The 26,693-nt window shown below is 48.8% G+C and carries 19 protein-coding genes; 6 read left to right on the top strand and 13 right to left on the bottom strand.

Annotated elements, in window-relative coordinates; genetic code table 11:
• Positions 1 to 427: 427 nt before the first annotated feature.
• From hemW to rpoD, 8 genes are all read right to left on the bottom strand, one after another.
• Complete coding sequence (hemW, locus tag ACWHYD_RS06970; RefSeq protein ID WP_447965189.1) at positions 428 to 1,609, bottom strand: radical SAM family heme chaperone HemW; 1,182 nt, start codon at positions 1,607 to 1,609, stop codon at positions 428 to 430.
• A 141-nt stretch (positions 1,610 to 1,750) separates the two neighbouring features.
• Positions 1,751 to 2,467: an FAD-binding oxidoreductase gene (locus ACWHYD_RS06965; protein ID WP_447965188.1), complete on the bottom strand. Its 717-nt coding sequence runs from the start codon at positions 2,465 to 2,467 to the stop codon at positions 1,751 to 1,753.
• Between the two features lie 245 nt (positions 2,468 to 2,712).
• On the bottom strand, positions 2,713 to 4,761 hold the full coding sequence (locus ACWHYD_RS06960) for a S9 family peptidase (RefSeq protein ID WP_447965187.1): 2,049 nt from the start codon (positions 4,759 to 4,761) through the stop codon (positions 2,713 to 2,715).
• 65 nt (positions 4,762 to 4,826) lie between these two features.
• A complete protein-coding gene (gene arfB / locus ACWHYD_RS06955; protein ID WP_447965186.1) occupies positions 4,827 to 5,258 on the bottom strand; it encodes an alternative ribosome rescue aminoacyl-tRNA hydrolase ArfB in 432 nt (143 codons plus the stop codon).
• 312 nt (positions 5,259 to 5,570) lie between these two features.
• A complete protein-coding gene (locus ACWHYD_RS06950) occupies positions 5,571 to 6,815 on the bottom strand; it encodes a sigma-70 family RNA polymerase sigma factor (protein ID WP_447965185.1) in 1,245 nt (414 codons plus the stop codon).
• Between the two features lie 187 nt (positions 6,816 to 7,002).
• On the bottom strand, positions 7,003 to 8,421 hold the full coding sequence (locus tag ACWHYD_RS06945) for a heavy metal sensor histidine kinase (RefSeq protein WP_447965184.1): 1,419 nt from the start codon (positions 8,419 to 8,421) through the stop codon (positions 7,003 to 7,005).
• Positions 8,418 to 9,092 carry a response regulator transcription factor gene (locus ACWHYD_RS06940; RefSeq protein ID WP_312642465.1) on the bottom strand — a complete coding sequence of 225 codons (675 nt, stop codon included), beginning with the start codon at positions 9,090 to 9,092 and terminating at the stop codon, positions 8,418 to 8,420. Before ACWHYD_RS06940 ends, ACWHYD_RS06945 begins: the two co-directional genes overlap by 4 nt.
• A gap of 183 nt (positions 9,093 to 9,275) precedes the next feature.
• The gene (gene rpoD, locus ACWHYD_RS06935; RefSeq protein ID WP_447965183.1) at positions 9,276 to 11,099 is read right to left on the bottom strand and encodes an RNA polymerase sigma factor RpoD; all 1,824 of its coding nucleotides are present in this window, start codon (positions 11,097 to 11,099) and stop codon (positions 9,276 to 9,278) included.
• A 604-nt stretch (positions 11,100 to 11,703) separates the two neighbouring features.
• Here rpoD and ACWHYD_RS06930 point away from each other — a divergent pair.
• The 6 genes from ACWHYD_RS06930 (at position 11,704) to ACWHYD_RS06905 (ending at position 21,744) form a co-directional block, all read left to right on the top strand.
• A complete protein-coding gene (locus ACWHYD_RS06930; protein ID WP_447965182.1) occupies positions 11,704 to 13,383 on the top strand; it encodes an EAL domain-containing response regulator in 1,680 nt (559 codons plus the stop codon).
• A 1,017-nt stretch (positions 13,384 to 14,400) separates the two neighbouring features.
• Positions 14,401 to 16,350 (top strand): ATP-binding response regulator, encoded by a 1,950-nt coding sequence (locus ACWHYD_RS06925; RefSeq protein ID WP_447965181.1) that lies wholly within the window; start codon positions 14,401 to 14,403, stop codon positions 16,348 to 16,350.
• Between the two features lie 501 nt (positions 16,351 to 16,851).
• Entirely contained in the window at positions 16,852 to 18,237 is a 1,386-nt protein-coding gene (locus ACWHYD_RS06920; RefSeq protein WP_447965180.1) for a dihydrolipoyl dehydrogenase family protein, read from the top strand.
• A gap of 265 nt (positions 18,238 to 18,502) precedes the next feature.
• The gene (locus ACWHYD_RS06915; protein WP_447965179.1) at positions 18,503 to 19,267 is read left to right on the top strand and encodes a TVP38/TMEM64 family protein; all 765 of its coding nucleotides are present in this window, start codon (positions 18,503 to 18,505) and stop codon (positions 19,265 to 19,267) included.
• 34 nt (positions 19,268 to 19,301) lie between these two features.
• Positions 19,302 to 20,852 carry a mercuric reductase gene (locus ACWHYD_RS06910; RefSeq protein ID WP_447965178.1) on the top strand — a complete coding sequence of 517 codons (1,551 nt, stop codon included), beginning with the start codon at positions 19,302 to 19,304 and terminating at the stop codon, positions 20,850 to 20,852.
• Between the two features lie 118 nt (positions 20,853 to 20,970).
• Complete coding sequence (locus tag ACWHYD_RS06905) at positions 20,971 to 21,744, top strand: DUF3047 domain-containing protein (protein ID WP_447965177.1); 774 nt, start codon at positions 20,971 to 20,973, stop codon at positions 21,742 to 21,744.
• A 115-nt stretch (positions 21,745 to 21,859) separates the two neighbouring features.
• On the opposite strand, the gene ACWHYD_RS06900 is transcribed toward ACWHYD_RS06905, so the two are convergent.
• The 5 genes from ACWHYD_RS06900 to ACWHYD_RS06880 all read right to left on the bottom strand — a co-directional run bounded on the left by ACWHYD_RS06900 (position 21,860) and on the right by ACWHYD_RS06880 (position 26,542).
• Positions 21,860 to 22,435, bottom strand: a complete 576-nt coding sequence (locus ACWHYD_RS06900) for a thioredoxin family protein (RefSeq protein WP_447965176.1) — start codon at positions 22,433 to 22,435, stop codon at positions 21,860 to 21,862.
• Positions 22,436 to 22,559: 124 nt separating this feature from the next.
• Positions 22,560 to 22,859 carry an anti-sigma factor family protein gene (locus tag ACWHYD_RS06895; RefSeq protein ID WP_447965175.1) on the bottom strand — a complete coding sequence of 100 codons (300 nt, stop codon included), beginning with the start codon at positions 22,857 to 22,859 and terminating at the stop codon, positions 22,560 to 22,562.
• Between the two features lie 17 nt (positions 22,860 to 22,876).
• A complete protein-coding gene (locus tag ACWHYD_RS06890; RefSeq protein WP_447965174.1) occupies positions 22,877 to 23,554 on the bottom strand; it encodes an RNA polymerase sigma factor in 678 nt (225 codons plus the stop codon).
• Between the two features lie 243 nt (positions 23,555 to 23,797).
• On the bottom strand, positions 23,798 to 24,439 hold the full coding sequence (locus tag ACWHYD_RS06885; protein ID WP_447965173.1) for a LuxR C-terminal-related transcriptional regulator: 642 nt from the start codon (positions 24,437 to 24,439) through the stop codon (positions 23,798 to 23,800).
• Between the two features lie 462 nt (positions 24,440 to 24,901).
• Positions 24,902 to 26,542 carry a tetratricopeptide repeat protein gene (locus ACWHYD_RS06880; RefSeq protein ID WP_447965172.1) on the bottom strand — a complete coding sequence of 547 codons (1,641 nt, stop codon included), beginning with the start codon at positions 26,540 to 26,542 and terminating at the stop codon, positions 24,902 to 24,904.
• Between the last annotated feature and the right edge of the window lie 151 nt (positions 26,543 to 26,693).

Below are 26,693 nucleotides of genomic sequence, written 5' to 3'. Positions count from 1 at the left end.
CAACATACCTGCTATTTCATCATCCTCGGTACATTTCTCAGGAATAATTCAGGTGGATTCCATTTATCCCCATGGCCTGTGGAAAAACACCAACAATCCAGCTGTCAGAAACGATTCCTCTAAAATTGCCAATGACTTACGAAACATCCTACCACCGCTTAACTAATTGTTTGTTAAAAACTTTACCATTTTTTTCAACACAGATTCCGTATAATCTTACCTACAAAATACATTCAACTCCTTACTATTCAAAAAAGACCAGAAGATGTTTTATCCACAAAAGCTGGGGAAGATTTCTGAATAACCCTGTATATAACGCAATCAAATCCTCATTGTACGCCTCTCTCAGCAAAACGCCTCAATAAAAGGCACTTTCCTTAAATGTCATCGACATCTCTTCAAGAATTCAATTCAAGTCACATAATTTTTACAGTAATCGCATACCAACCGTATCGGCGAACTGGCGACCCTTCCGCGTTAACTGCACACATCTTTCTGTCGGAAGAAGATAATCTTCTTTCACCAGTCCCTCATACGATGTCATCCAGCATTCGTCCTGAGATGCCCGATAGATCCAATCAATTGGCACCCCCTCAAGCAGACGCAATCCAAACACAATACGTTCCTTTTCTTGCTGAAAACGAGACAGCACCTCTTTTGAGGCAATCGGCAGTTGTCCGGCCATCAAAAATTTCGAATAATGCTCAAGACTGGACACGTTTCCAAACCGGCATTCGGAAATAAAGGATTGGGCACTTGGACCCAATCCCAAATACTCCAACCCTCGCCAATATCGAAGATTATGCTGACAGGCAAATCCTGGCTTCGCCCAATTGGAAAGTTCATAGCGAGACCATTGCAACGACTCCAATTGGACTTCAGCCTGCTCCTGAAAAGACACCTCATGATCTGGGTCCATCACCTCAAATAGCCCGCGCCGAAATTCATTATAGAATCGAGTCCCTTTTTCAATAGAAAGTGCATAACAGGACAAATGAGAGGGATCCAGCTCCAGTGCATAAGTCAGAGTCCTTTCCCATGACTGGACAGTTTGGTTGGGAGTCCCGTAGATGAGGTCAAGATTAATATTGGAGAAACCAGCCTGTTTTGCGTTTTGAACCTTGGCTTTAGCCTCCGCACTGGTCCCTGAAAGTCCCAACATCGTCCGTTCCTGTTGATCAAAAGATTGGATCCCTATACTTAAACGTGTCACGCCTGCTTGCTGAAGAAAATCAACATACCTGTCCGTAAGAGATTCCGGTGTTGCTTCGACGGTGATTTCACACTGTTCCGAGAGGGAAAACTTGGACCTAATGCTAAAAAAAATAAGAGCCAACTGTTCAGGACGTAAGACCGTGGGAGTCCCACCCCCGACATAGACGGTTGCAACCGTTCGCTCTCTCATTCCCGGTTGGTTAGCATACAGCGCGAGTTCTTGTTCAATGGCCTGAAGAAACTGTTTCACCCGTTGTTCTTCATGCAGGACGAGATAAAATGCACAAAAATGACATCGTTTTATACAAAAAGGAACATGAAGATAAATCCCAAGATCAGCAGGGAGATCATCGTGTTCCCCTGAACGCTCACTTAACTGTGTCGTAACATTCATCTCATCCTGCATCACAACGACCTTTCAACCTATTCCTCCAGAAAGCCTTTGGCGAGAAGAGAGTGAACCTGCATGGACGTGCGAAGCAAGGAACTAAACGGCACCATGAAGAGACAAATCTGCCAATCGAAGACCAACGTATTATTTCTCTTCATGGTGCCGTTCGCGATAGACAGGACATATTCCCTTACGCTGAAGGAGACTGGTGACATCCGCAACCATTTTTCGATTACCACACACATATACCGCCAGATGATCCACATCCGGGAACTCCTGAAGCAGATGTGTCACCCGTCCCGTCCTTCCCCTCCAATGATGAGCAGGTTGAGACAGGGTCAGATTAAAGGAAAAATTTTTATAGCAATCGGCCCACTTTTGCAACTGGTCCAAATAGTAGATATCCGACTCACTCCGAAGTCCCCACAGCAAGGTCATGGGCTGAGAACACGATTCCTCAAAGAGACTGGACAGCATAGACCATAAAGGCGCGATGCCGGTTCCCGTCCCAATAAATAACAGATCTCGTTCAGGGTCCTCATGAAGGTGAAATGAACCGAAAGGACCGGAACATTCAAGTTCCTCACCGATCGAATGCTCCAACGAAAACGTTGCGCCTTTTCCTTTGTCTCCGGCATTAAAGAGTAGTACGAGCTGATGAGAGGAACTGGGAAGTGAAGCCAGCGAATAGTATCTCAGGAATGAAAGGCCCGAAGCCCCATCAGGGATGTTTACGGCAATTGCTTGGCCTGGGAGAAATTCTAAGCTCTGGGTATCCACCAACTCCAAGATTAATTCTCGAACATCTTGAGTCAAATGCCGAACAGAGAGAACCTTGGCCCGGAATCGTCTGGGGGTCATGCCTAAGAATGTAGAGAATCTTGGTTCATCTGGCAAGAGCCTAGGATCGAGGTTTTTCCATTTCCACCAAGGGCTGAAGAGGCCCTACGCGGATAGAGCCAGGCTCTGAGGACAGCTACCCACCAGGACAGGGGAACCAACACTGGGAGCCTCCTCACGCTCGCCTTGACTCACTAGGGGAAATGTGGCCTGGAGCTGAAGACGAATGTGCGAGTCAATGAGATTCCTGAAAAAAAGGGAATACCTTACCGGTCAGCGGAACCGGCAAGATCCAATAAGAATGCATAGATCATCGCGGTTTCCTCATACCGTTTAAAACGGCCTGAGGCTCCACTATGGCCTGCATCCATATTGGTTCTGAGCAAAAGGCGTTGATTATCGGTCTTCAGCGCACGCAGTTTTGCAACCCATTTGGTCGGCTCCCAAAATTGCACTTGTGAGTCATGCAACCCTGAAGTCACTAAAAGGTGAGGATACGGCTGGGGTTGAAGGTTATCGTAGGGTGAATAGGAAAGCATATACTCGTAAAACTGTTGTTGATTGGGATCACCCCATTCATCATATTCTCCCGTCGTCAGAGGGATATTGGGATCTAACATCGTGGTCACCACATCCACAAAAGGAACCTGTGCCACTACACCATGAAACAAATCAGGCCGCATATTCATAATCGCCCCCATCAACAAACCACCAGCGCTTCCACCAAGAGCGAATAATTTCTGAGGGGCAGCGTACCCTTGCCGAATTAAAAATTCGGCACAGGCTATAAAATCCGTGAAGGTATTTTTCTTGGATAATAACTTGCCGTTTTCATACCACTGTCGGCCCAGTTCCTCTCCACCTCGAATGTGGGCTAACGCATAGACAAACCCACGATCCAACAAGCTGAGTCGGGGGGAGCTAAAACTTGCATCCATGCTCGCACCATAGGAACCATAGCCATACAACAACAGGGGATGCGTGCCATCCGAGACAAAACCTTTTCGGTAGACCACGGATATAGGAATAGAGGTACCATCTGGTGCTGGAGCAAAAAGGCGTTCCGTCTGATAGTGGCTGATGTGAAAATTCCCAAGAACCGGCTCTTGTTTGAGAAGAATTTTTTCTCGTGTTTCCATGTGATAATCATAGATGGTCATGGGGGTGGTCATGGATGTATACCCAAATCGTAGATAAGGAGTATCGGCTTCTAAATTATCCCCCAACGCTGCAAGGTAGGCCGGCTCTCCAAAATTCAGTTCATGTTCAGAGGCATCTTCGGTCCGAAGCATACGAAGATGGATGAGACCCTGCCTCCGTTCTTCTAACACCAGGAAATTCTTGAATAGCTCAAATCCTTCCAAATACACCTCCAGCCGGTGAGGAATCACTTCTTCCCAGTGTGTGGCGCTCGTGGCTTTTGTTTCAGTCCGCATCAAACGAAAGTTTTTGGCATCATCATTCGTTCGAATCCAGAAATGATCCCCCAAATGATCCACATCGTATTCATGCCCTCGTTTCCTGGCCTGAAATATCTGAAAATCGCTTTCAGGATTATCCGCATTCAGATACCGGTACTCATTCGTTATGGATTGATGGGATCCAATCAACAAATACTGTTTGGATTTTGTTTTTTCGATAGAAACAGAAAAGGTTTCATCCGTTTCCTCATACACCAACGTATCCAGTTGGGGGTTCGTCCCCAGCCGATGACAAAAAATCTGATTGGATCGCAAGGTTACAGAATCCTGTCTGGAATAAAAGAGAGTACGGTTGTCATTGCCCCACTCCATATTTCCTGTCACCGAAGGAATCCATTCATCAATCGTCTCGCCCGTTGTCAGATTTTTAAAGCCAATGGTATATATCCGCCGACCTTGCGTATCAATGGCATAGGCGAGAATATCTTGGGCAAAACTTACCGTCCAATTCCCCAATGAGAAATAATCATGTCCCCGAGCCAATTCATTGCCATCGACCATGATGAGTTCCGGATTCGCTAAATATTTCTCTTTCCGGCAGTACAGGGCATATTCCTTTCCCTCTTCATAGCGAGTGTAATACCAAAAGTCTCCCAGCCGAAACGGAACAGATAAATCCGTTGGCTGAATGCGGTCCCTGATCTCTTCAAACAGGGTCTGCTCCAATTCTCTTGTGTGGCTCCTCAACGTGGCGGCATACTCATTCTCAGCCTGCAAATAGGCCAGGACTTCAGGGTTCTCACGATCTCTGAGCCAATAATACTCGTCTGTTCGAACGTGCCCATGATGTTCTAACCGGTACGGGACGCGTTTAGCACGGGGTGGAGTTGGCATGAAAGAACTAGAATGGGAGGAACGGGTCGTCATGAAATTCCCTTGTCGTCAAAAATTGCAGAGCGTTACGTTTCATCTATATTTTTTGGGTTTTGTCGCACCCGCTTCGCGCGAGTACGCAGTTTCTTCTCTTCCAAACGCTTCTCACGCACTCGATGCGGCACTCGGGTTGGAACCCGGGCCTTTACAGGACGCAGGGCATCCTGCAGTATTTTCACAAACTTCTCCAATAAATCAGCGCGATTAGCCGATTGGGTGCGATGTCGTTGAGCCTGCAGCCTCAGAACCCCTTCTTGGTTCATGCGTTGCCCAACCATTTCGGCAATTCGTCGTTTTTGATAGCCACTAAGAACGGACGTATGGTTGACGTCAAACTCTAAAATGACCCGACTATTCACCTTATTAACATGCTGCCCGCCCGGACCTGCGCTTCGAGCAGCTGAAAATCGCACGTCAGAATCAGGAATAGAAAGATGGGGAGTGATCTCAATTGGCATACTGTTATCCGTTCAAAATCGAGTCTGGTCTTTCTTTGTGCTCACGTTAGAAATCATTTCCCACTCACCAACCTGAGACCTCACGCTAAACTAGACGGCTTCCATCTCCCTTGCACTAAGTAATTCCCCACGGAATGATGTCATCCTTTAACCATCTTGGCGGATCATTAAGGAGAATGACCACACTCACAAAAAGAAAAGCAGGAACCATAAGATTCCTGCCTTTCTAAATCCACCACTTTTTTGGTACCTATGTCAATCTGATGTCATGGATTTCATCCTGTACAATTAAAATTTCTCGACCGAAACAGGTCACTGAATTTCAGCCAACATGGCCTTGACATGGGACTCCTTGAGCTTTTTCAATGCTACAACCTCGATTTGACGAATCCGCTCACGAGTTACGGACATGGACCGCCCGACCTGCTCCAGAGTCCAAGCTTCATCCACTCCAATACCAAAGCGTAAACGAATGACTTGTTGCTCCCGGTCAGTCAAAACCTGAAAAATTTGATTCAGCCACTGTGCATTTGATTTACGGGACACTTCTTCGTCCGGAGACTGGCATGCCAGGTCAGGAATTAATTCTCCTAATTCCGTCTCTCCATCCACAGAAGGAGCATCTAGGGATATCGGCTCCTGAAACGCTTCAATCGTTTCTTTCACCCGATCGCCGGTCATCTCCAGGCGTTGGCCAATTTCTTCAAACGTGGGCTCTCTATCAAATTGCTGCGCAAGACGCTGAGCAGTCTTGGCAATTTTGGTGGATGCCTCATTCGTATGCACCGGCACACGAATCGTCCGGCTTTGATCGGCAACCGCTCGCGAAATGCCCTGGCGAATCCACCACGTCGCATAGGTACTGAATTTAAACCCACGGGTGTAATCAAATCGTTCCGCCGCTTTCATCAGTCCAATATTCCCTTCTTGCACAAGGTCAAGAAAGTTCATCCCTCGCCCTAAGTAACGCTTAGCGACATCCACTACCAGACGAAGATTGCGTTGCACCAAGGCATCTTTTGGTTCTTCAATATCCACCCGAACTTCACAAATCGAAAGACTAATTTCCGAAAACCGCAGACTAAGCTTTTGGCCTGCCTTGCCATTCATCGCCGAGAATGTCTCAATGTTGCCTAAACACTCCACGATGGCTTCCACTACCGGAGCTGAATATCCATTTAGCTCTGAGAATTTTGTCAATTCATCCTGAAACAACTGTACCTCCGGACCTTGATTCAGTCCCTTGGTAAGCTCAAAGGCCTCCTGTAACAATGAACGAAGGTGGGCCGTACCCTTATATAGTCTGGTAGCCAGCGCTAACTCCTCCTTGGCATTCAAAAGTGGGCGTGAGCGAAACCCACGAAAGTACATGGACTCTAAATTTACGGATCCAGGCTCAGCAATGGATTTGGAGCTCTCCTCTTTATCCATATCCAAATCCGCCTGCGAATTTCGATAACTTGATTGAGCCCGTTTCTTAGATCGGCTCCGAACCAAGGACAGTGTGTGACTTCCCTGCGTTTCGCTGAATTGTGAACCCCTTTGAATTGTAATCATGAGTTCCCCCTCTGGACATTTCAGGGTTAAGGCAACAAACCTTAACCAATATAAATTTACCTCTGTAGACCTGGCCTGTAGAGGCTCCTTTTATATTTGGTCAGTACAGGTATATGTGTACCACCAGGAGATGAAAGATAAATTAGGGGAAAATTAAAAAATTTTAATAGTGCGGGAAGTCTGTGTCTTACACTATCGCAGCAGAGGGAGCCAAAGGGAGGAAAACCGTAAAGCATGAACCACCATGAACGACACTTTGGACCTCAATAGTCCCATGGTGAACTTCCACAATCCACTTACAAATCGCTAAACCCAATCCAGTTCCTTTTGCCGAATGAGAACGCGCTTCATCGGTCCGGTAAAATCGATCAAAAATTCTGCCGTGATCCTCAGAGGCAAGACCAATACCGTGGTCTCGAACCACAAGCTTTCCCTTGTTTCCGGCGACAAGCAAAGAAAGTTCCACGGTTTGTCCTTGATGAGAATATTTCACGGCATTATCGACCAAATTTAGAAGTAATTCCCTCAAACGTAGATCGTCTCCCTGGACAACGACGGGCTCAATGGCTTTGAGTACCGTGTGAATATTGCGTTCTTGGCCTAACACCAAGGCCTGTTGCTGGATTTCTCGCACTAAATCATCCAATTGAACTGGATACATCTTGAGCTTAATTTCCCCAAGATCCGCTCGTGATAAAAACAAAAGCTCATCCACGATCCGGCTCATGCGGTCGATTTCCTCCAAATTGCTCTCCAGCACAGCCTGATAATCTTCTGCTTGCCGTGGTCGCCGTAACGCCAGCTCAGTTTCCCCTTTTGTAATGGTTAAGGGTGTTCGAAGTTCATGAGACGCATCCGCACTAAACTGCCGGATTTGCCGGAATGACACTTCTAATCGTCCAATCATGTCATTAAAGGTCGAGGCTAATTGTCCAATTTCATCGTTGGAATGAGGAGTTTGAATCCGCTGGGTCCAATCCCCGGCTGCTATTCGTTGGGCCGCTTGCGTAATGGCATGAACCGGACGCAACGCTCGGCCTGCCAAAAACCACCCTCCGACCAAGGAGACGAGCAAGGCTAAAGGAGACGCGATGTAGAGCCCGGCTAAGAGCCGATGCAGCATTCGCTCTGTTGGGTAAAGTGATGTCCCAACGCGTAAAATATTCACTAATTGATCATCTTGACGAATAGGAACCGACAGCAATCGCAGTGGAACGCCTTTTTCAAATTGAACGGATTCAAACGTGGATTTTCCATCGAGAGAGGCACGAAACGATGTCTGACTCAATGGAATCTCTCGGCTTTGAATATTAGCGGACTGAATCGTCACTTGCCCCGCCGGCCCAAAAATTTGAAAAAACTTATCCAAAAGTGCGATTTCAGGAAAGTCCTGAGATAAATCTTCAAAAATCAAGAATGGACCAAACCGGTGTTCTCCGAGGGTTCGAATCGCCACAGCTGCGGCCTCATCCAACGAGGCATCCACCTGTTCCCGAAGTGCGCGGGACATGACCAAATATAATGCCACGGCAAAAAGAACCAGAATGAGAGCCAACGCGGATCCATACCATAAAGTTAATCGAACTCGAATCGAGGTCGTTTTCACCCGTCCGACCTCATCATATATCCGCTCCCCCTGACCGTTTGAATCAAACTTCGTTCCCGTCCTTTATCAATTTTGTTTCGCAAGTAGCTAATATACACATCAATAACATTTGTAAACGTATCAAAATCCAAATCCCACACATGTTCCGTAATCATGGACCGCGTTAACACCCGTCCCGCATTTCGCATTAAATACTCTAAGAGCGCATATTCTTTAGTCGTGAACTCAAGACGTTGGCCAGCACGAGTCACCTCTCGAGTCACAGGATTTAGTATCACATCATCTACTTGAAGAATTCCGGTTGGAGCCCCTCCTGCTCGACGAAGGAGCGCTCGAGCTCTGGCGAGCAATTCTTCAATCGCAAAGGGTTTCGTTAAATAATCGTCAGCCCCAGCATCCAGCCCCTTGACCCGTTGGTCCACTTCTGAACGTGCCGTTAAAATAAGTACGGGAGCTTTGACACCTGCGGCACGAGCACGCTTAAGCACTTCGAGACCTGGCAATCCTGGCAACATTAAATCCAAGACAATCAAGTCATAATTTACGGCTTGAGCCCAATCCAACCCTCCCGGCCCATCCGCGCATACATCGACGGCATAACTTTCTTCCTCCAGCGCTCGCCGGATAAAGGAAGCCACCTTAGGTTCATCTTCCACCACTAAAATCCGCATCTTAAAAAAATCTTACCATCTACATACCGGAACGGAGAAGGGGAACGTCAAAGGAATGAATAATAGAAATTCATGAAAAGAGAGAATCACAAGTATCCATAACATAATTCCCTAGGGATATGGCAAAAAAAAAGCCCCGTCATGTACATGACGGGGCCTTATCGATTCATTTATAGACTCAGATTAGAGATGGTCCACCAAACTCCGAAGTTTATGGCTGCAACTTGGGTGACGAAGTTTCTTTAGGGCTTTGGCCTCAATCTGACGGATGCGCTCACGAGTCACGTCAAAATCCTGACCAATTTCCTCCAGGGTATGATCGGTACTATCACCGATCCCAAACCGCTTACGAATCACAGTTTCTTCGCGAGGAGTCAACACTCCCAAGGCATTAGCAATCTGACGTTGCAGATCATAACGGTTTGCAGCATCCATAGGAGAAACTGCATTTTTATCTTCAATTAGGTCCCCTAATTGGCTATCCTCTTTTTCGCCGATTGGCGTTTCAAGGGAAATAGTCCCCTTAGAAATATCCAACATCATGCGGACCTTTTCAGGAGTTAGCCCCATCCGTTCGGCAATTTCCTCTGGGGTAGGCTCACGCCCTAATTGTTGCACCAACTGCCTTGCCGTCCGGGCTAGTTTTGTATTGGCCTCAATCATATGCACCGGAATACGAATGGTACGGGCCTGATCGGCTATGGCACGCGTCACACCCTGTCGAATCCACCACGTTGCATAGGTGCTAAATTTATAGCCACGCTGATACTCAAACTTATCAACAGCACGCATTAATCCAATATTGCCTTCTTGGATCAAATCGATAAACTGCAATCCCCGATTTGTATATTTTCGTGCAATACTGACGACCAATCGCAAATTGGCCTCGATCAATTGGGCCTTCCCTCGTTTCACCTTTTCCTCGGCGGTCTCCAGAATAGTCAGGGCAGCCGTAAATTCTTCCATCGGCATACCCAGCACCTCGTCTTGGATCCGCAAGAGGGTGCCTTTCCCTGCTTCCACTTCTTGTTTTAACTTTTCGATTTCTTCCGGAGTTAATTGCTGTTTTCGCCTATGCGAACTCCCTTTTGTGGTCGCGCGTGGTTTTTTCCCCATCACCTGCATACCATCCTGCCCTGCAAGCCCAAGCCTTTTCGTATGACGGGCAGTCATCATTTCAACCGATCGAATTTCCTGCCCAACATCTTTGACACGCCTTAACATTTGGTCTTTAACACGCTGATGCAGATTAAGTGCCTCGATTTGATCCACAAATTGGTCAGCCAGACCAATCCGGCGCTTCTCAAGTTGCGCCTTCGAATTTTTAGTCGTTTGCCCATCTCGATTTTGAATATAAAGTGAAAGCAACCCACGCCCAAGCTTTCGAACCGTTGCCAGACTCTCTAACGTTCGTAATCGGAGCTCTTCATCCTCCTGTTCGCTGGCAATGGCCTCCTCTTCAACTTCCTCTTCCTCTAAGGTTTCCTGCAGGAGCACGATATCTCGAACACGAATCTCCTCCAGCTTCAGTTGGTCGTGGAGAGATTCTAGGTAATTGATATTCAACGGCATGCCATAGACAGCACATGCTAACTCACGTTTGCCTTCCTCAATGTGTTTTGCCAGCTCAATTTCGCCTTCACGGGTGAGCAAAGGCACCCGTCCCATTTCTTTTAGATACAACCGGACCGGATCATCGATGCGGGTAGGTTCACCTGGCGTCAAATCAATATCCAGGGAAGAATCCGTTTCCTCCTCTGAATCATCTGATTCCTCTTGCCCCGCATTCTTTTTTAACGCCGCCAACTGCAAGGCCGTCCGCTTTGAAGGATCGATTACTTGGAGATTGACTTCGTGCAACTCGCTTAAAATGGTATGTAATTGATCAGAAGTGATCTGGTCGGCAGGAAGAATACTCGTCAAGTCTTTTATGGTCACATGCCCTTTGGGCTTACCAATCTCAATTAAACGCTGAATCACCTCCGGCAATGACGCTGTCTTCCCCATTAACATAGCTCCTTAAAAATTAATAGCTCAACCCAATCATACCACTTTTCGTATTGAGCCAACGGGCCCTCGCAGCACAAGAAACCAATCAGTCCTTCCTCACCGTTCTTCCAAAAAAGAATCTTACTTCCAGAGAAGTGAGCAATCTCTCATACAGATTTAAAGATAAATCGCCCTCCAATCTGTATTAAGTACGTCATACCGAGTTTTGGGCGAAACCAGGAAAAAGACCTATTGTTTACAAAAAGCGAAGGTAAAAATACAAGGCGCAATTTGATAACACTATATAAAAATTTTGTCTGAAAAGTAAAGATAAATTTCCTAAGAATCAACCAAAGTCACCTACAACAAAGCACGTATCATTTCTATGAAAATCCGTCGCCTTCATTTGACCTATTAAACCAATTAACCGCTTGTTTTTATTTAAAATTTTAGCATTAAGATCCTGAAATTTATTTTGTGATCTTCTCCTCAAAAAGACAAAATCTACAAAAACTATTAAGAAAACACTGCTACATCCGACAAGATAACCTATGACCGCCTTCTCGAACCTAAATAGTTCCTGGACTTAGGAACGAGCTTAAACAGGAAGAAAGCAGCAACCATGATTTCACTTTTGTTGGTTGAAGATGACCTTAAAGAAGCGTTGGTTATTAGAAACATGCTGAAAGAAGGACTCCAAAACCAATTTACTTTGGAGAATAGCCTTTCTCTCAGTGATGCTCTCGACCTCATTCAACAAAACAAATTCCAAGCCATTATTCTGGACTCGCATCTCCCAGACGGGAAATCATTTGAATCCATTCTGCAATTCATGCAGTTTTGCCCCGATATCCCGATTCTGATTTTGAGCGGAGTTGAGGAAGAAGCCCAGGCGATTCAAGCCGTAAAAAGTGGAGCCCAGGACTATTTAATCAAAGGCCAGACCAGCAGCTCGACTCTGTGCCGGGCCATTCGGTACGCCATGGAACGCCAGAAGGCCACACAACGCATTACCCAATTGGCTCATTACGACCACCTGACAGGGCTTGCAAACAGAGGCCTTTTTTATGAACGATTAAATTGTGCCGTGGCCCGCTGCCATCGGAACGACACGGCAATCGCTCTAATGTTTTTGGACCTGGATCATTTCAAAGATATTAACGATACCCTCGGCCATGAATACGGGGATTCGTTACTCAAAACTGTGGCCGCACGAATCAAAAAATGTATTAGAGAAATTGATACGGGTGTCCGATTGGGAGGAGATGAATTTGCAGTCCTTTTGGAACAAATCGTGTCGATTGAGGACGTGGCCGCTGTTGCACATCGCATTCTTCACCTCCTGGCCCAGCCCGTGATTATCAAGCAGCACCAACTGCGTGTGACCGGAAGCCTCGGGATCACCATCTATCCCTGGGATAGCGCCAACCCCCAGGAACTTTTATCTCATGCCGATGCCGCGATGTATCGAGCCAAAGCGCAAGGCGGCAATACCTATCAGTTTTACACCGCCGGCATGAAAACAGCTGGCCTTGATGGCTCCACACTGGAGATGGAGCTCAGTCGGGCGTTGGCAAAAGAAGAATTTCTCCTCCATTACCAACCACAAATGAATATTTGCACCAAGCAAGTCATTGGCATGGAAGCTTTGCTGCGCTGGCATCACCCCTACCAAGGACTCATTGGTCCGAATCACTTCATTCCCCAAGCCGAAGAAAATGGCATGATTATTCCTATAGGGGAATGGGTTTTACGTTCAGCCAGCAAACAAGCCAAATATTGGGAAAAGCAGGGATTTCCTGCTCCTCATGTCGCCGTAAACCTCTCAGCCAGGCAAATCCATCAGGGGCATCTCCCTGAACTCATACAAGACATCCTCAAGCATTCGCATCTGGATCCGGAAAATCTCAAACTGGAACTGACCGAGACGTTTTTGATTCATGAAACGGAAGAAACCATCCAGACCCTTCGCGAAATCAGAGCGATGGGCGTCCATCTGTACATTGATGATTTTGGAGCGGGCTATGCTTCTCTTCGATATCTGAAGTCATTTCCCGTTGATGGCATCAAACTCGATCAAAGTCTTATCCAAAATCTCCCGTACAGTACCAACGATGCCGCGATCGTTATGGCGGTCATTTCCTTGGCCAAAGCCCTAGGACTACAAGTCATCGCCGAAGGAGTAGAAAGGCAAGAACAAGCGGATTTCCTGGAAGAACATGGATGCGATGCAATGCAAGGATTTTGGATCGCCCCGCCACTCCCCGCCAATGAAAGCGCCCAGCACATGGTGCATATGTAATTAGGGGCTGCTTCAAGCTCCTACAAGTGCCACGGGTGACTGATACCGCAGTTGTGAACAGTTCCTGGAGCATTGCCCAATTCAGACATTTTCTGAAACTGGTGTTCAAACCCTACGCAATGGGATTGAGTTCGCACTGCGTACAGTTGAACAAATTCGTGCTGGATCAATACTGCCGCCGCAGGCCATGGATATTTTCATTGGTCTCACGCGCCCTGAGCTATGCGGATCGGCAAAGAAGTTCCGGATCGCCCACCGTTGAGCCCGGCGCCACGAAGAAAGCAAGGAGCAGTCCCATACGACAATATATTAGATCCCACGGATGAGAAGACTGACCAAATCGCTAAGGTAAGATTTAGGAGTTGGCCATACGGATTTAGCCTTCATCCATCTAGATTTTAATGCCATCCTGTGCCTTCGTAAGAGTTCAAGCGGTCTGGCTAATCGGACCACGAATGACTAACCTTTCTGCTCAGAGCCAATCCATACTTCGGGTAAAAGCCAGCCAGGACCATGCAGAAGACACCATTCGCAGCTTTCAAGAACCAGGACTCCGTCATACATGGCGAAAATGGGAATAAGTTCTGGCCCTATTTGTCCAAATAATCAGGCAGATTAATACCGAAGATCCTCCACCAGGTACGATTCTTCTCGATCTGAATATCCCCAGGTACCGACAAACGGGAAACGGGTCCAAAAGCACAGTCTGATTTGAAATTCAAAATGATTCAACCCATCGTGGAAACCTCTTACCAGACAAATGCGATAGGTAAGCCTGGAATCAGGTAGAGATCAACAGTTATATTGTGAAACCGGTTGAAACCGATTGCCACTACAAGCCATGATAAAACTATAATTATACCGGTTTACATTAGTTCTCCACCTACGACTGGGCAAAAGACACAAACTGGAAAATTTCGAGGTGATGCAGGGCCTTCCTAATGCTTGACGAATACATTTTTTCATCCCAGCTCATTCCCGGTCTTTCCACTTCCATTAATGGGATCTCCGTCAAACATGCCAATCCGTATTGAAAAACCTCAACTCACCACTCTCCGAATTTTTATCGTCGACGATAGCCAGGGGGACCGATCAACCTATACTCGTTGGATTCGGCGCACAGCCCCGTTTCGCCTCGATATTCAAGAAATGGAAACAGGAGTCCAGGCCTGGGAAGCCTGCAAGATCTCCCTCCCTCACTGTCTGCTTATGGATGACCAATTACCGGATATGACCGGATTAGAATTCCTGGCGAAAGTACGGGGTTCACAGTCGCAGTCAAAGAATCCCATCATTTTTCTCACCGGGTACGGTGACGAAAAAATTGCGGCTCACGCAATCAAACTTGGCGCACAAGAGTATTTCAACAAAAACACTCTATCGGAAAAATTCCTCTGGCATCATATGGAGCAGGCGATTGAGCAGTGTGTCACCATACCTCGCATACGCTCTCTTGAACGTCAGTCCAGCATCATCTTGCAATCATCCAGCGACGGAATCCTTGTCGTCGGACATGACGGCCTGATCCGTTTTTCCAATCCTGCAGCAGAACAGCTCTTTCAAAAGACATCCGAACAACTCACCGGATCCCCATTCGGTTTCCCGGTCTCTGCAAACCAGACCATGGAAATAGAAATCATGAGCGAACCCGGTCGACCGACTCCTGTAGAAATGCGAGTGGTCCCTATTGAGTGGGATGGAGAACCCGCCTTTTTGGCCTCTCTCAGGGATGTGACAGAACAGCGAAGGGCCGAAGACGAACGACGCCGTCATGAAATCGAACGGCAATATTCACAAAAGCTGGAAAGCCTGGGTGTACTCGCCGGAGGGATCGCGCATGATTTCAATAATCTCCTGATGACTATTGTGGCCCGCTCCGGCCTCGCACTTCGCTCCCTTCCTCCTGACGCTCCGGCTCGAGAGCACTTGGACTTCATTGAAAAAGCCGGTCTTCGCGGTGGGGAATTGGCCAATCAAATGTTGGCATTTGCCGGACAAACCCGCTTGGATTTTCAAGTTATCAATCTTCCAAATCTTCTCGAGGACATGGCCCCTTTTCTCCGGGCCACCCTTTCAAAACGACTCACGTTCGAATACGATCTCGCCCCCTCCCTTCCACCGATTCGAGCCGACCAGGCTCAATTGCGCCAAATCATAATGAATATCGTGGTAAACGCATCAGAATCCTTTGGAGAAGGGGATGGGGTCATCACCATCCGTACATTCGAATGGGAGCCGGCAACAGAGAATTTTCAGAGTTGGTATGTTATTGGTGAGCTCCCGCATAGCCGGGGTGTTGCCCTAACCATTCAGGACACTGGGTGCGGAATGGCGTCAGACACGATTCCAAAAATTTTTGACCCATTCTTTTCGACCAAACTTCCCGGACGAGGGCTTGGACTCGCAGCGCTTCTTGGACTTGCCCAGGCCCATGCCGCCTCAATTGCCGTCCGAAGTCAACCAGACGTCGGGACAGAATTTACGTTACTGTTTCCCGCCACCACGCCCAGTCCTTCAACAAAGAAGGGGCCGGTCTTCTCCATTCCAACTCAACATGCCTCACCGACAAAAAAACCCATGGTGTTGGTGGTGGATGACGAAGAGGACGTTCGCGTGGCCTGTTCTATGATATTTGAAGAAATGGGATTACAAACCTTAGTCGCCTCGGATGGACAAATCGGCATTCAAGTCTTCCAGCAACATCAGCAGGAAATTGTGGTCGTACTCTTAGATCTCACCATGCCCAATATGGACGGCCAACAATTCCTCGAACACATTCAAGGACTTAACGCAACGATTCCGGTGATTTTATCAAGTGGATATTCCGAGGAAGAAGCGATGAAAAGATTTCACAACCCGAACATGGCTGCATTTATTCAAAAACCCTATCAAGTGGAAACACTCATCGCCAAAGTCGAAGAAATCAGACAAAAACAGACGACATCTTCTAACAACCCTGGCCGATAGAAACATACCTCCCATCTTCCACCAGCAAATACTGCTGATAACGATAGCCTCCGCTCAGGTGGGGCTCGAGGGTCGATGACAGTCCCAGATAATCCGATACAACGTGGAGTGAATAACCGCCGCATTCCGAAACTCCAACGTCCCTACTCCTTGAAAGTGCCGGGTCCCCTCCTTATGTCGATCCCTCTGGTGCAGCACAGTCCCGCATTAAAGTGCGGCCTTCACAAATTGAGGAATAATCTACAAGCTGCGTCAAACGATGCAAAGACTTTCATCCATTGGCCAGCCTGTTCCCAATCAATGCGGACACATTCAAGTCAGTAGCCATGTGCACGGAATCCAGGAGAATAGACCCCGGGTACACAGCCACCCAACTTCAATCATCCAGCACTGGCCGCCAGCACAACTGCCTTTCTTCGTGAGATGAATTCATGCTACATACTTGCATTCGTAATTCGACCATGTTTTCTCTCTATTCATCCGGAATAACAGGCCCTCCACATGACCCATTCCCATGACATCATCATAATTGGAGGGGGGTCGGCGGGCTATGCAGCAGCACGCACTGCCCAAGCGGAAGGGGCAGACGTCGGCATCGTCGATCAGGGTCCGTTAGGTGGTCTCTGCATTTTACGAGGATGCATGCCGACCAAAGCCATTCTCCGCTCTTCCGACCTCGCGGCGCTCATCCGTCGTGCGCCGGAATTCGGTCTTCACTCGTCCAGGCTCCAGGTGAATCTGCCGGAGATTATTGATCGAAAAGATAAGTTAATTAAGGAATTTGCTGAAGATCGCATCCAAGCACTCCACCATCCGCGATTTACGCTCTATCAAGAATATGCCCACTTTGTTTCGCCAACGATCATTCAAGTCGGTCAACAGCAGCTATCGGCAAAAGCCTATATCATCGCCACTGGATCCGTGGTATCGCACCCCGACATTCCGGGATTAGAAGAAGCCGGCTATCTCACGAGTGATGAGGCACTCGAGCTTCATTCACAGCCTGAGTCCATGATTGTTCTGGGCGGCGGACCGGTCGCGTTGGAACTCGCCCAGTTTTTTTCCCGCATCGGAGTCGCAGTAACCCTGATTCAACGAAGCAACCATATTCTCTCCGACACAGACGAAGACCTCGTTCAACCAGTTGAAGCTCATCTTCGGGCTGAAGGCATGACCGTCTATACCAATACCTGCCTCCAACAGGTCAAGGCATCTGGGGAAATGAAAACGGTTCACTTTCTCCATCAAGGTCAACCCCGCCACGTCACCGCCACGTCAATCCTCCATGCTCTAGGCCGCCGCCCCAATATTGACGGTCTCAATTTGGACGCGGCTCAGATTGCCCATCAACCGAACGCCATTTTAGTGAACAAGGAAATGAGGACATCCCAGCCGCATATTTTTGCCGTTGGAGATGTCAACGGCGGCTATGAAATCGTCCATATCGCCCTCGAAGAGGGCGAAATCGCAGGATGGAACGCCGTTCATGCGAATCTACCTCCCAAACATTTTTCTGACCGTCTTAAAACCCAGGTTGTCTTTACTGATCCCCAGGTGGCCAGCGTAGGATTGTCTGAACGGGAATGCCTTGACCGTCAACTCCCCTATCTTGTCGCTTCCTACCCCTTTAACGACCATGGAAAGTCTCTCTGCCTGGGTGAAACGTATGGACACGTGAAAGTGCTCTGTCATCCTCAGTCTGGTGAGATTCTCGGTGGCCATATCGTCGGGCCGGAAGCATCCGAACTCATCCATGAACTGATTGCCATCATGCATTTTCATGGGACGGTTCACGATCTTCTCCGCATACCTCATTACCATCCCACGCTTGCTGAAATTCTCACCTATCCGGCTGAGGAACTTGTCGGAAAATTACCTTTCGCGTAACTTTAGCAAGAATTTGCAAGATATCCTTCCTGTTCAAACAGCTCGTACAAGCGTCAATCCAGAATGGAACGGGCAACTCTTCCTCTGAAATTTTCCCCGTAACAAATGGCGCAACATCGTGACTACAACTCTATATCGTCAAAGACACCTCATGGCAAACAGGAATAGAGTTAACCATCTCTATAGCCTTGACACACTAGGAATTTTAGCGATGCCCGGTTTGCCATTTACCGGATTTCAAAAAAAACATGACTGGAGAATTCCCATGAAAACCCACATAATGGAGCCTCACATGTCCCATCCATCTACCACGCCAACCGACGCACCCAATTCCTTGATGGGAAAGATTCTCATCGGGTGCATTCTGCTGGCAGGGATCGGTGCCTTTTTATATTTTGATCTTGGCCAATATCTCTCTCTCGAGGCCTTAAAAGCGAACCGGGACACCTTATTAGCGTACACGGCCTCCCATTATGAAACAGCCGTTGCCGTCTTTATTCTTGTCTATATTCTCCAGACCGCCTTCTCGCTTCCCGGTGGAGCGATCTTAACGTTGACGGGGGGATTCCTCTTTGGAAGTCTGATGGGAACCCTATTCGTCAACATCGGAGCCACTGCTGGAGCGACGCTCGCCTTTTTGGCGGCCCGTTATCTGCTCCACGATTGGGTGGAGCGAAAGTTTGGCGACCGACTCGGGACCATCCAGGAAGGATTTGCCAATAATGCGTTTAGTTATCTTATGACGCTTCGACTCATTCCAGCCTTCCCATTTTTTCTCGTGAATCTGGTCTCCGGCCTCACCCGTGTCAACCTCGGCACCTATGTTCTGGCGACGTCCATCGGCATCATTCCCGGCAGCTTTGTCTTTGCTTTTGCCGGTCGCCAATTGGGCACCATTAATTCTTTGAGCGAAATTGCCAGTCCACCGGTCTTACTCGCCTTTACGCTCCTAGGCCTGTTGGCCCTTATGCCGGTGGCCTATCAGAAATGGAAAAAGCCTCAAAGCGGAGCCATCAATACTAAATCGTAAATACTTTGACCCTTTACTAAACTAGAGGCCACAGATGAACACCACACAATCACCAGCCCATACCAGTTTAGTCCTTCCCGCGGATCAATATAACCAGGAATTAGTCAACAATGTGCATCCCCCTCAATGGCGCAATCCCACGCCATCCGGACGATATAACCTCGTCATCATCGGGGCCGGAACTGCCGGCTTGGTCACCGCCGCGATTGCGTCAGCTCTCGGAGCCAAAGTAGCGTTGATTGAACGACACCTGATGGGCGGAGACTGCCTGAATGTAGGATGTGTGCCGTCCAAGGGCGTCATCCGCGCTGCCAAGGCCTGGACCGCTGTCAGAGAGGCGGAGCAATTTGGTGTACATATTTCCGGGGAGGTCAAACGGGATTTCGGTGCAGCCATGGCCCGCATGCGAAAACTGCGGGCACGGATCAGTCATGTCGACTCAGCTCATCGCTTTACGAAACTTGGCGTGGATGTATTTATCGGCAACGGCCGATTCACCAGTTCAAGCACGATCGATGTGGATGGGACAACACTACAATTTACCAAAGCAGTCATCTGCACGGGAGCCCGGGCCACAGCTCCACCGATTCCAGGCTTGGCCAACACAGCCTATCTCACCAACGAAACCATTTTTTCTCTGACGGAACTTCCTCCGAGACTCGGGGTCATCGGTGCGGGTCCCATTGGCTGCGAACTGGCCCAATCATTTGCCCGATTCGGCAGTCAGGTGTTTTTGGTGGAAGCGATGCACGGCATTCTTCCAAATGAAGACCGCGACGCTGCCGAGATTGTGGAACAATCGATTCTGAGTGACGGGGTGCAACTGCTTTGTTGCGGGAAGGACTTGAATATTCAGTCAGCCAAAGGCGCCAAGCACCTTGTGGTTGACTCGCATGGCACCCATTACGACATCCCGGTTGATGAAATTCTGGTGGGCGTCGGCCGCAGTCCGAACATTGAGGGATTGGAACTAGAGGCCGTTGGGATCGAATTCGACAAAACCGGAGTCAAGGTCAACCCTCGGCTTCAAACCAGCAATCCCAAAATATTTGCGGCAGGAGATATCTGCTCTCCGTTCAAGTTCACGCATACGGCCGATGCCCAAGCGCAAATCGTCATTCAGAACGCGCTATTTCCCCATCCGTTCGGCCTTGGTTACGGGAGCACGGACCAACTGGTAATTCCCTGGGCGACCTATACCCAGCCGGAAATTGCCCATGTCGGCCTATATGAAAAGGATGCGAAGGACAAAAACATTCCGATCGACACCTTCACCTTTCCTCTCAATGAAGTCGATCGGGCCATTCTGGATGGAGAGGAGGAAGGTTTCGCCAGAGTTCACGTCAAAAAGGGAACGGATAAGATAGTCGGAGCCACCATCGTCGCCTCCCATGCGGGGGACATGATTAGTGAATTTACCCTGGCCATGAAAGGAGGCCTGGGCCTCAACACCATCGCCGGCACGATTCACCCCTACCCGACTCAAGCAGAAGTCGTCAAAAAGTCCGCGAATGCCTGGCGAAAAACCACGCTGACGGAAGGGAAAAAACAGTTTCTCCGCAAACTCTTTGCATGGACCAGGTAAGATCGAATTCCATCAGTAACCGCTCACTCTGCTCATGGCGGCCTTTTGACAGGCTCATGGCGAACCGAGCCAGTCAACGACTTTTTGAACACCTCTCAGGCTCATTCCGAGACGAGGCATGACACTCACCTCATTCCGACGCGCCTTCTTCTACCTTCTCACGCTGGCCTTAGGCCTTATAAGTCTGATCCACTCGACCTCGGTCATCGCAGAAGGCCCGAACCAACTGGTCGTCGGCAACTTCTCGCTCGCCACTCCAGGAGGACCATTGCCTCAAGGGTGGAAACCGCTGACCTTTGACAACATCCCCGAACATACCCAGTATGACCTGGTCAAAGATGAGCAGCAGGTGGTGGTCAAGGCCATCAGTCGCCAATCCTCCTCCGGCCTGACACGGGAAATCTCGATCAATCCAAAGGAATATCCGGTGATTGAGTGGCGATGGAAAGTCGAGAATATTCTTCAGAATGGTGATGTTGCCCAAAAATCAGGAGATGACTATCCGGCACGGCTCTACATCACCTTCCAATATGACAGCAGTCAGGTCGGGTTTTTTGAAAAGGCGAAATTTGAAACCATCAAATTGCTTTATGGCCAATATCCCCCGATTGGAGCCATCAATTATATTTGGGAAAGCAAAAGTCCAATCGGCACAATGGTACCCAATCCCTATACAGATCGGGTGTATATGTTCGTCACGGAAAGTGGAAGTGCCAACTTAAATCAATGGGTAACTCAGGAACGCAATATCTATGAAGATTACAAGAAAGCATTCGGAGAAGATCCGCCAAATATCTCAGGAGTCGCCATCATGACCGACACCGACAATACCAGGGAATCCGCCATCGCCTATTTTGGAGATATTGTGTTTAAAAAATCCGTGAAGGAATAAGAGGAAAATGTGAAAAATGATAGGTCAGGAGAGAAATTTCTTGAATCAACCCAAATCAGGAAATCCTTGGATTATGCTTCTCACGCATCGACGTTCCCTACCCAGACATTGATTGTTAATAATCCGGCTCATTCCCAGCCTTCCATTTTATGTTGCAACCCGCGCTAGGTTTTTGTACTACGGAAACGGGTTTCTTATCCAGAACAGCGTCTAGGGCGGTACGCAGATCCCGCCCGGTCACAGGCTTCCCATTTCCCGGTCGACTATCATCCAATTGCCCACGATACACCAGTTTTCGTTCCTCATTAAACACAAAGAAATCGGGAGTGCAAGCGGCCGTCAACGCCTTCGCCACCTCCTGAGTTTCGTCATAACAATAGGGAAAGCGAAAATCCAATTCCTCCGCCATCTCCTTCAGGTTTGCGGGGGAATCCTGGGGATAATTTTTCACGTCATTACTACTGATCGCCACAATGCCAACATTTTTCTTTTGAAAATCCCGACCGAGTTGGGCCAGTTCCTCCTGCACATGAACCACATAGGGGCAATGACGACAAATACACATCACCAGAATCGCGCGTTTCCCGGCAAAATTTTCAGGAGACACCAGATGACCGGTCCGGACATCCGGCAATTCAAAGTGAGGCAAGGGCGTCCCCAGCGGGAGCATCGTTGAATCTTTCAAGGCCATGATTGTCTCCTTTAATGAAAACAGGACGATTAACACACGAAGGGTTGTGACACTCCATAAGCCTTATCCACCACATTGGGTCGAAAGGGAGAAGGAGAAATCGCACAGACCAGCATCCGGCAGATTATTCGTTTTCAGATTTCACGGAAGATTGGAGTTGATGCTGTTTCCAATTCCGAAACCGTTCAAGCAGTTCCTCTTTTACATGTTGGGGGACGGGCTCAGGAGGCAATTGTCGTAAGGTCGCAATGGTATGTTTCATCTGACGTAAATAATTACGGCAGGCAAAACACAAGCCCAAATGGATTTGAAATCGCACTCGCTCGCCAAGATTCAGGGACCCATCCAGGTAATCCGTGATAAGTTGCGCGATTTCCTGGCAGGAAAAATTTCCCGCCATATATCGCATAAGTTTCTGTTTCAAATTCGTATCCATTGTCGTTACGTGTTATCCCCCTGAACATAGGGATGGAGCTCTCGGCGCACTTTAGTGCGCGCCCGGTGTAACAGCACCCGTTGATTGGTCTCACTGATCCCAAGGATGTTACAGATTTCTTCCGAACTGACACCTTCGATATCGCGCAGGGTCATCACCTGCCGCTGCGTAGCCGGCAAACTTTCAATCGCGGTTTCAATGGCTGCTCGACATTCCTTCGAGAGCAATGCCCGTTCTGGGGTATCCGGTTCCCACGCGTTAGGGGGGTCTTTCCAGTGACCCGTTCGGGAACCCTCCGTGATAAACAAGGAATCCTCTAAGGAAAGACCTTCGTCTATCTCTCCCGAAGACGCACTTAATCCGAACGGCTCATAGCGACTTTCCCGTATCCCTCGCGTTTTCGCCCGGTTCGTCAAAATCCGGAAGAGCCAGGTCTTAAAAGACGATCGACCTTCAAACCGATGGATGCCTTCAAACACCCCCATCCAGGTTTCCTGAACGACCTCTTCGGCCACGGCCCGACTCGGCACAAAGGACAAGGCCAACCGCAACAACGAACCGGAATACCAATCCATCACGGCCGCGAATACCTGTTCATCTCCAGCTTGAAGAGCCCGAACGAGGCCTGGCTCATCAAGCTTCAACGTATCGTGCAGAGTGTGGGGAGAGGGAGAAATTGGCAACCTCTGAGAGGATCAAGAGACATCAAACACGAACCATGAGATTATCCTCAGCTTGAGAGTGACAATCAAGGGTTTCCTGAGAAGAACCCTCGGATAGGAAACCGGTCATTCTAAACAGGCACAAGAAACTAGTAGGAAAACATAGCCAGGCACTGCAGATTGACAGTCAAACGGGGCCATGGAACATTGTAGGATCGAAGGGAAAAAAGAGAGAAGGGGCAGTCGGGCGGGCGCCTGGAGGCGTTAGGTATCCTGGAAGATTTGGGCAAGAATGCCGGTGCGAGTGGTTGTTTTCGTTTTTTTCAGAAGATGGCGAACGTGTTCTTTCACGGTATGTTCGCTTATCTCCAGATGTCGAGCAATCTCTTTATTGGTCCACCCCTCACTGATATATTTCACAATTTCTACTTCCCGACTCGTCAAACGATACTGCTCTTTGGCCTGATTAGGCACCACTCGACGTTCACGTCCGATTTTCTCCATGATGATGAGCATACAGGCTTCATCTTTTTCTGTATGGGCTGCTAATGGAAAACCACGCAGCAATACAGGCGATTTCCCATCACCCGTCACTCGTCGTAACTCGTGCTGGCCTTCGGCCATCTGGTTCTCGGGACTGTCTAATAATGTCCGAAGGGACCCACATAACTCCAGGACCTCGGCGGGCCACACACCTCGCGCCTCGGCATCATACGCGTCTCCCATGATCTGGCGATTTAACGCCTCTGCCTCGGGGTTCATAAACAAAACGTCTCCGGATTCTGAGAAGAGCAACACTCCGGGAATTGCTCGTCTGTCGGCAATCTCCTGGAGCCGGGACAGACCACCTCCGTCGGTGGACTTTGGAACAGTCGTGCAAGGAATTCCGATAGATCGTCGACTCAAGGTGTACTCCGTGGATCAGGTTATGCAGCGATGAACAATCTCCTCACAGCCATCTGGAAAGGGGCAACAACTCACGGTGCAAATGCACCCCTACCGCTACCTATGATCTTATTGAACTGTTGTCGGATTGTGGCAGGAGAAACTTAAATAAACAGAGGAGGACGATGAAGAAAATCTCCAGGATGCTGAAGAGGAGTGTGGCGATGGGAGACTGAAGCCATTCTTGCTTCGGCCCCGGACAGCAAGCAGGACAAAACGAGTCTCCCAGAAGAGTATTGTTTTTCGAGCCGGTATACGGTTTAGAAAAACACGCGCCGGTGAACACGCCAAGCGTACTGGACCTATCCGATTCTGCAAAACCAAAATCAGGAGATGGGACAAAGACGGAAAACACCAATGACTGATGCCCGGAAAATGACACACGGTTCAATCAATTCCAGCATTGTTCCAAAACTAAAGAGCTTAAAACCTGGCAGCCGTCAAGGTCACATCCGCATCGCTCCATACCTGGCGAAACGATTGAAGGGCACTTACAGCCTCATCGGTTTTTCCCTGGGCGCGCAAACTTTGTTCCAATCCGAAAAGCACCCACCCGTTTTGAGGATGATCCTGGAGATCTTCGCGAAAAGTGCGCTCTGCTTCGACCGCGTTTCCAGCCTCCAGAAGCACCGCACCCAACACCTGGCGTGACGAAAGATACCAATCCTTCGGTTCCGTATAATTCAATCCATCTTCAAGTTTAACCGCGCGCTGCAACTGACGAACTGCGGTCTCATATTCCCCATGACCGGCCGCCATTTCTCCTGCCAGAACAGCCTCCGCAATGGCCAGAATATCGACGATATTATTCAGATCAAGAATGGTCAGCTTGGCCACCGCAGGGTCACGGGCAATCTCCGCGAGCTTCATAGATTCCTGTTGGGCAGCTTCCAATTTTCCTTGACGCACAAATGCTAATCCACGGGCATAATGCCAGATAGCCGTGGGATACCGTAAATCCACCGGAGGCTTGGGCTCCGCGAGAATGTTTGTCCATTGCCCGAATGCGATTTGGGTATAGAGAGGAATCGTCCAAAAATGTTGCATGGTGCCCGCGATGCCGGGAGCGCGCATCATCTCAGACTTGACGGACGCCGCAGTATCCAACGCCGCCTGCATCGCCAACTTCTGTTGCCCGAGCTTTATCGCCGCCGCCCAGAGGAAATGTGAATTGTGGGGAACATAGGCCGCCGTATATAGACTTTCCTCATGAGCATGGTTCAAATAGTACTCATCAACTTTAACCGCATGTTGATTGGCCAGCACGGCATCCCGATACCGCCCGACACGAATATAGATGTGCGCGGGCATATGCACCAGATGTCCTGAGCCTGGGACAAGGGCGGGTAATCGTTCGGCACTGGGTAAAGCCTTTTCGGGATGCGGCGAGGCTTCCATGATATGAATGTAGAGATGATTGGCCAAAGGATGACTAGCCGATTGGTCTAATACGGTCTCCAACCTCGACACAATTTCCGGTGTCCAGGGTTGAGGTTCTCCTCCCCTGGTCCAAAAATCCCAGGGATGCAGATCCATCAGTGCTTCAGCTAACAAAGCGCCAATGGCCGGGTCATCGTGAAACTGCTGAGCAACCACCCGCATGGCCTCGGCATAGGCCAGGTCAAGGGGCGATCTATCGGCCATCACCTCTTTGGAGTAGCGCATAGCCAATGCCTGAATGAGCGCGCCTTCTTTTTCGGTGGCCTGGTCTTTCAGCGTTAAGGCCTTCTCCACCGCCGCAAAGGCCTGAGGAACAACCGAAGGATCCATCGGGGCATTAATATTCGGACCGAGCACCAATGCCTCACCCCAATAGCACATGGCGCAGTTCGGATCTCGCCTCTGTGATTCCCTGAAGGACCGGGCTGCTTCGGCATGATTAAAGCCAAATGACAGGATGAGTCCTTGATCGAAATATCGCTGCGCCATCGCTCCATTGGAGGAGATCGGAAAATGATGCTTCCCTAAGCCCTCCTGAAGCAGAACCGGCTCTGCCAGGGCCGAACCATATAAGGCCGCAATCCCCAGAATCATTGCCACCATAACCCGAATATGCGTGTTCATTGCCTTCCTCCTCTTTTCACCATTCTAGATCCACATTTCTCACAATCGCCTTTCTTAACGCAATCTCCTTTTTGGTGCAACCCAGTTTCCTGAACATTCTTTGGCCATTCATGCGTCTCTCAAAATACCATCCTGATTGCTCCTCATATAG

Source organism: Nitrospira sp. Ecomares 2.1 (assembly GCF_965152585.1).
The sequence above is the reverse complement of the archived record's forward strand: the minus strand, read 5'-3'. Positions and strand labels throughout refer to the sequence as shown.

Excerpts from the sequence above, each read along its gene's own strand:
- ACWHYD_RS06950 (WP_447965185.1), bottom strand. The coding sequence starts at position 6,815 with ATGATTACAATTCAAAGGGGTTCACAATTCAGCGAAACGCAGGGAAGT.
- ACWHYD_RS06960 (WP_447965187.1), bottom strand. The coding sequence starts at position 4,761 with ATGCCAACTCCACCCCGTGCTAAACGCGTCCCGTACCGGTTAGAACAT.
- rpoD (WP_447965183.1), bottom strand. The coding sequence starts at position 11,099 with ATGGGGAAGACAGCGTCATTGCCGGAGGTGATTCAGCGTTTAATTGAG.
- ACWHYD_RS06905 (WP_447965177.1), top strand. The coding sequence starts at position 20,971 with ATGACACTCACCTCATTCCGACGCGCCTTCTTCTACCTTCTCACGCTG.
- ACWHYD_RS06915 (WP_447965179.1), top strand. The coding sequence starts at position 18,503 with ATGAAAACCCACATAATGGAGCCTCACATGTCCCATCCATCTACCACG.
- ACWHYD_RS06910 (WP_447965178.1), top strand. The coding sequence starts at position 19,302 with ATGAACACCACACAATCACCAGCCCATACCAGTTTAGTCCTTCCCGCG.
- ACWHYD_RS06880 (WP_447965172.1), bottom strand. The coding sequence starts at position 26,542 with ATGAACACGCATATTCGGGTTATGGTGGCAATGATTCTGGGGATTGCG.
- ACWHYD_RS06930 (WP_447965182.1), top strand. The coding sequence starts at position 11,704 with ATGATTTCACTTTTGTTGGTTGAAGATGACCTTAAAGAAGCGTTGGTT.
- ACWHYD_RS06900 (WP_447965176.1), bottom strand. The coding sequence starts at position 22,435 with ATGGCCTTGAAAGATTCAACGATGCTCCCGCTGGGGACGCCCTTGCCT.
- ACWHYD_RS06965 (WP_447965188.1), bottom strand. The coding sequence starts at position 2,467 with ATGACCCCCAGACGATTCCGGGCCAAGGTTCTCTCTGTTCGGCATTTG.
- ACWHYD_RS06920 (WP_447965180.1), top strand. The coding sequence starts at position 16,852 with ATGACCCATTCCCATGACATCATCATAATTGGAGGGGGGTCGGCGGGC.
- arfB (WP_447965186.1), bottom strand. The coding sequence starts at position 5,258 with ATGCCAATTGAGATCACTCCCCATCTTTCTATTCCTGATTCTGACGTG.
- ACWHYD_RS06925 (WP_447965181.1), top strand. The coding sequence starts at position 14,401 with ATGCCAATCCGTATTGAAAAACCTCAACTCACCACTCTCCGAATTTTT.
- ACWHYD_RS06940 (WP_312642465.1), bottom strand. The coding sequence starts at position 9,092 with ATGCGGATTTTAGTGGTGGAAGATGAACCTAAGGTGGCTTCCTTTATC.
- hemW (WP_447965189.1), bottom strand. The coding sequence starts at position 1,609 with ATGAATGTTACGACACAGTTAAGTGAGCGTTCAGGGGAACACGATGAT.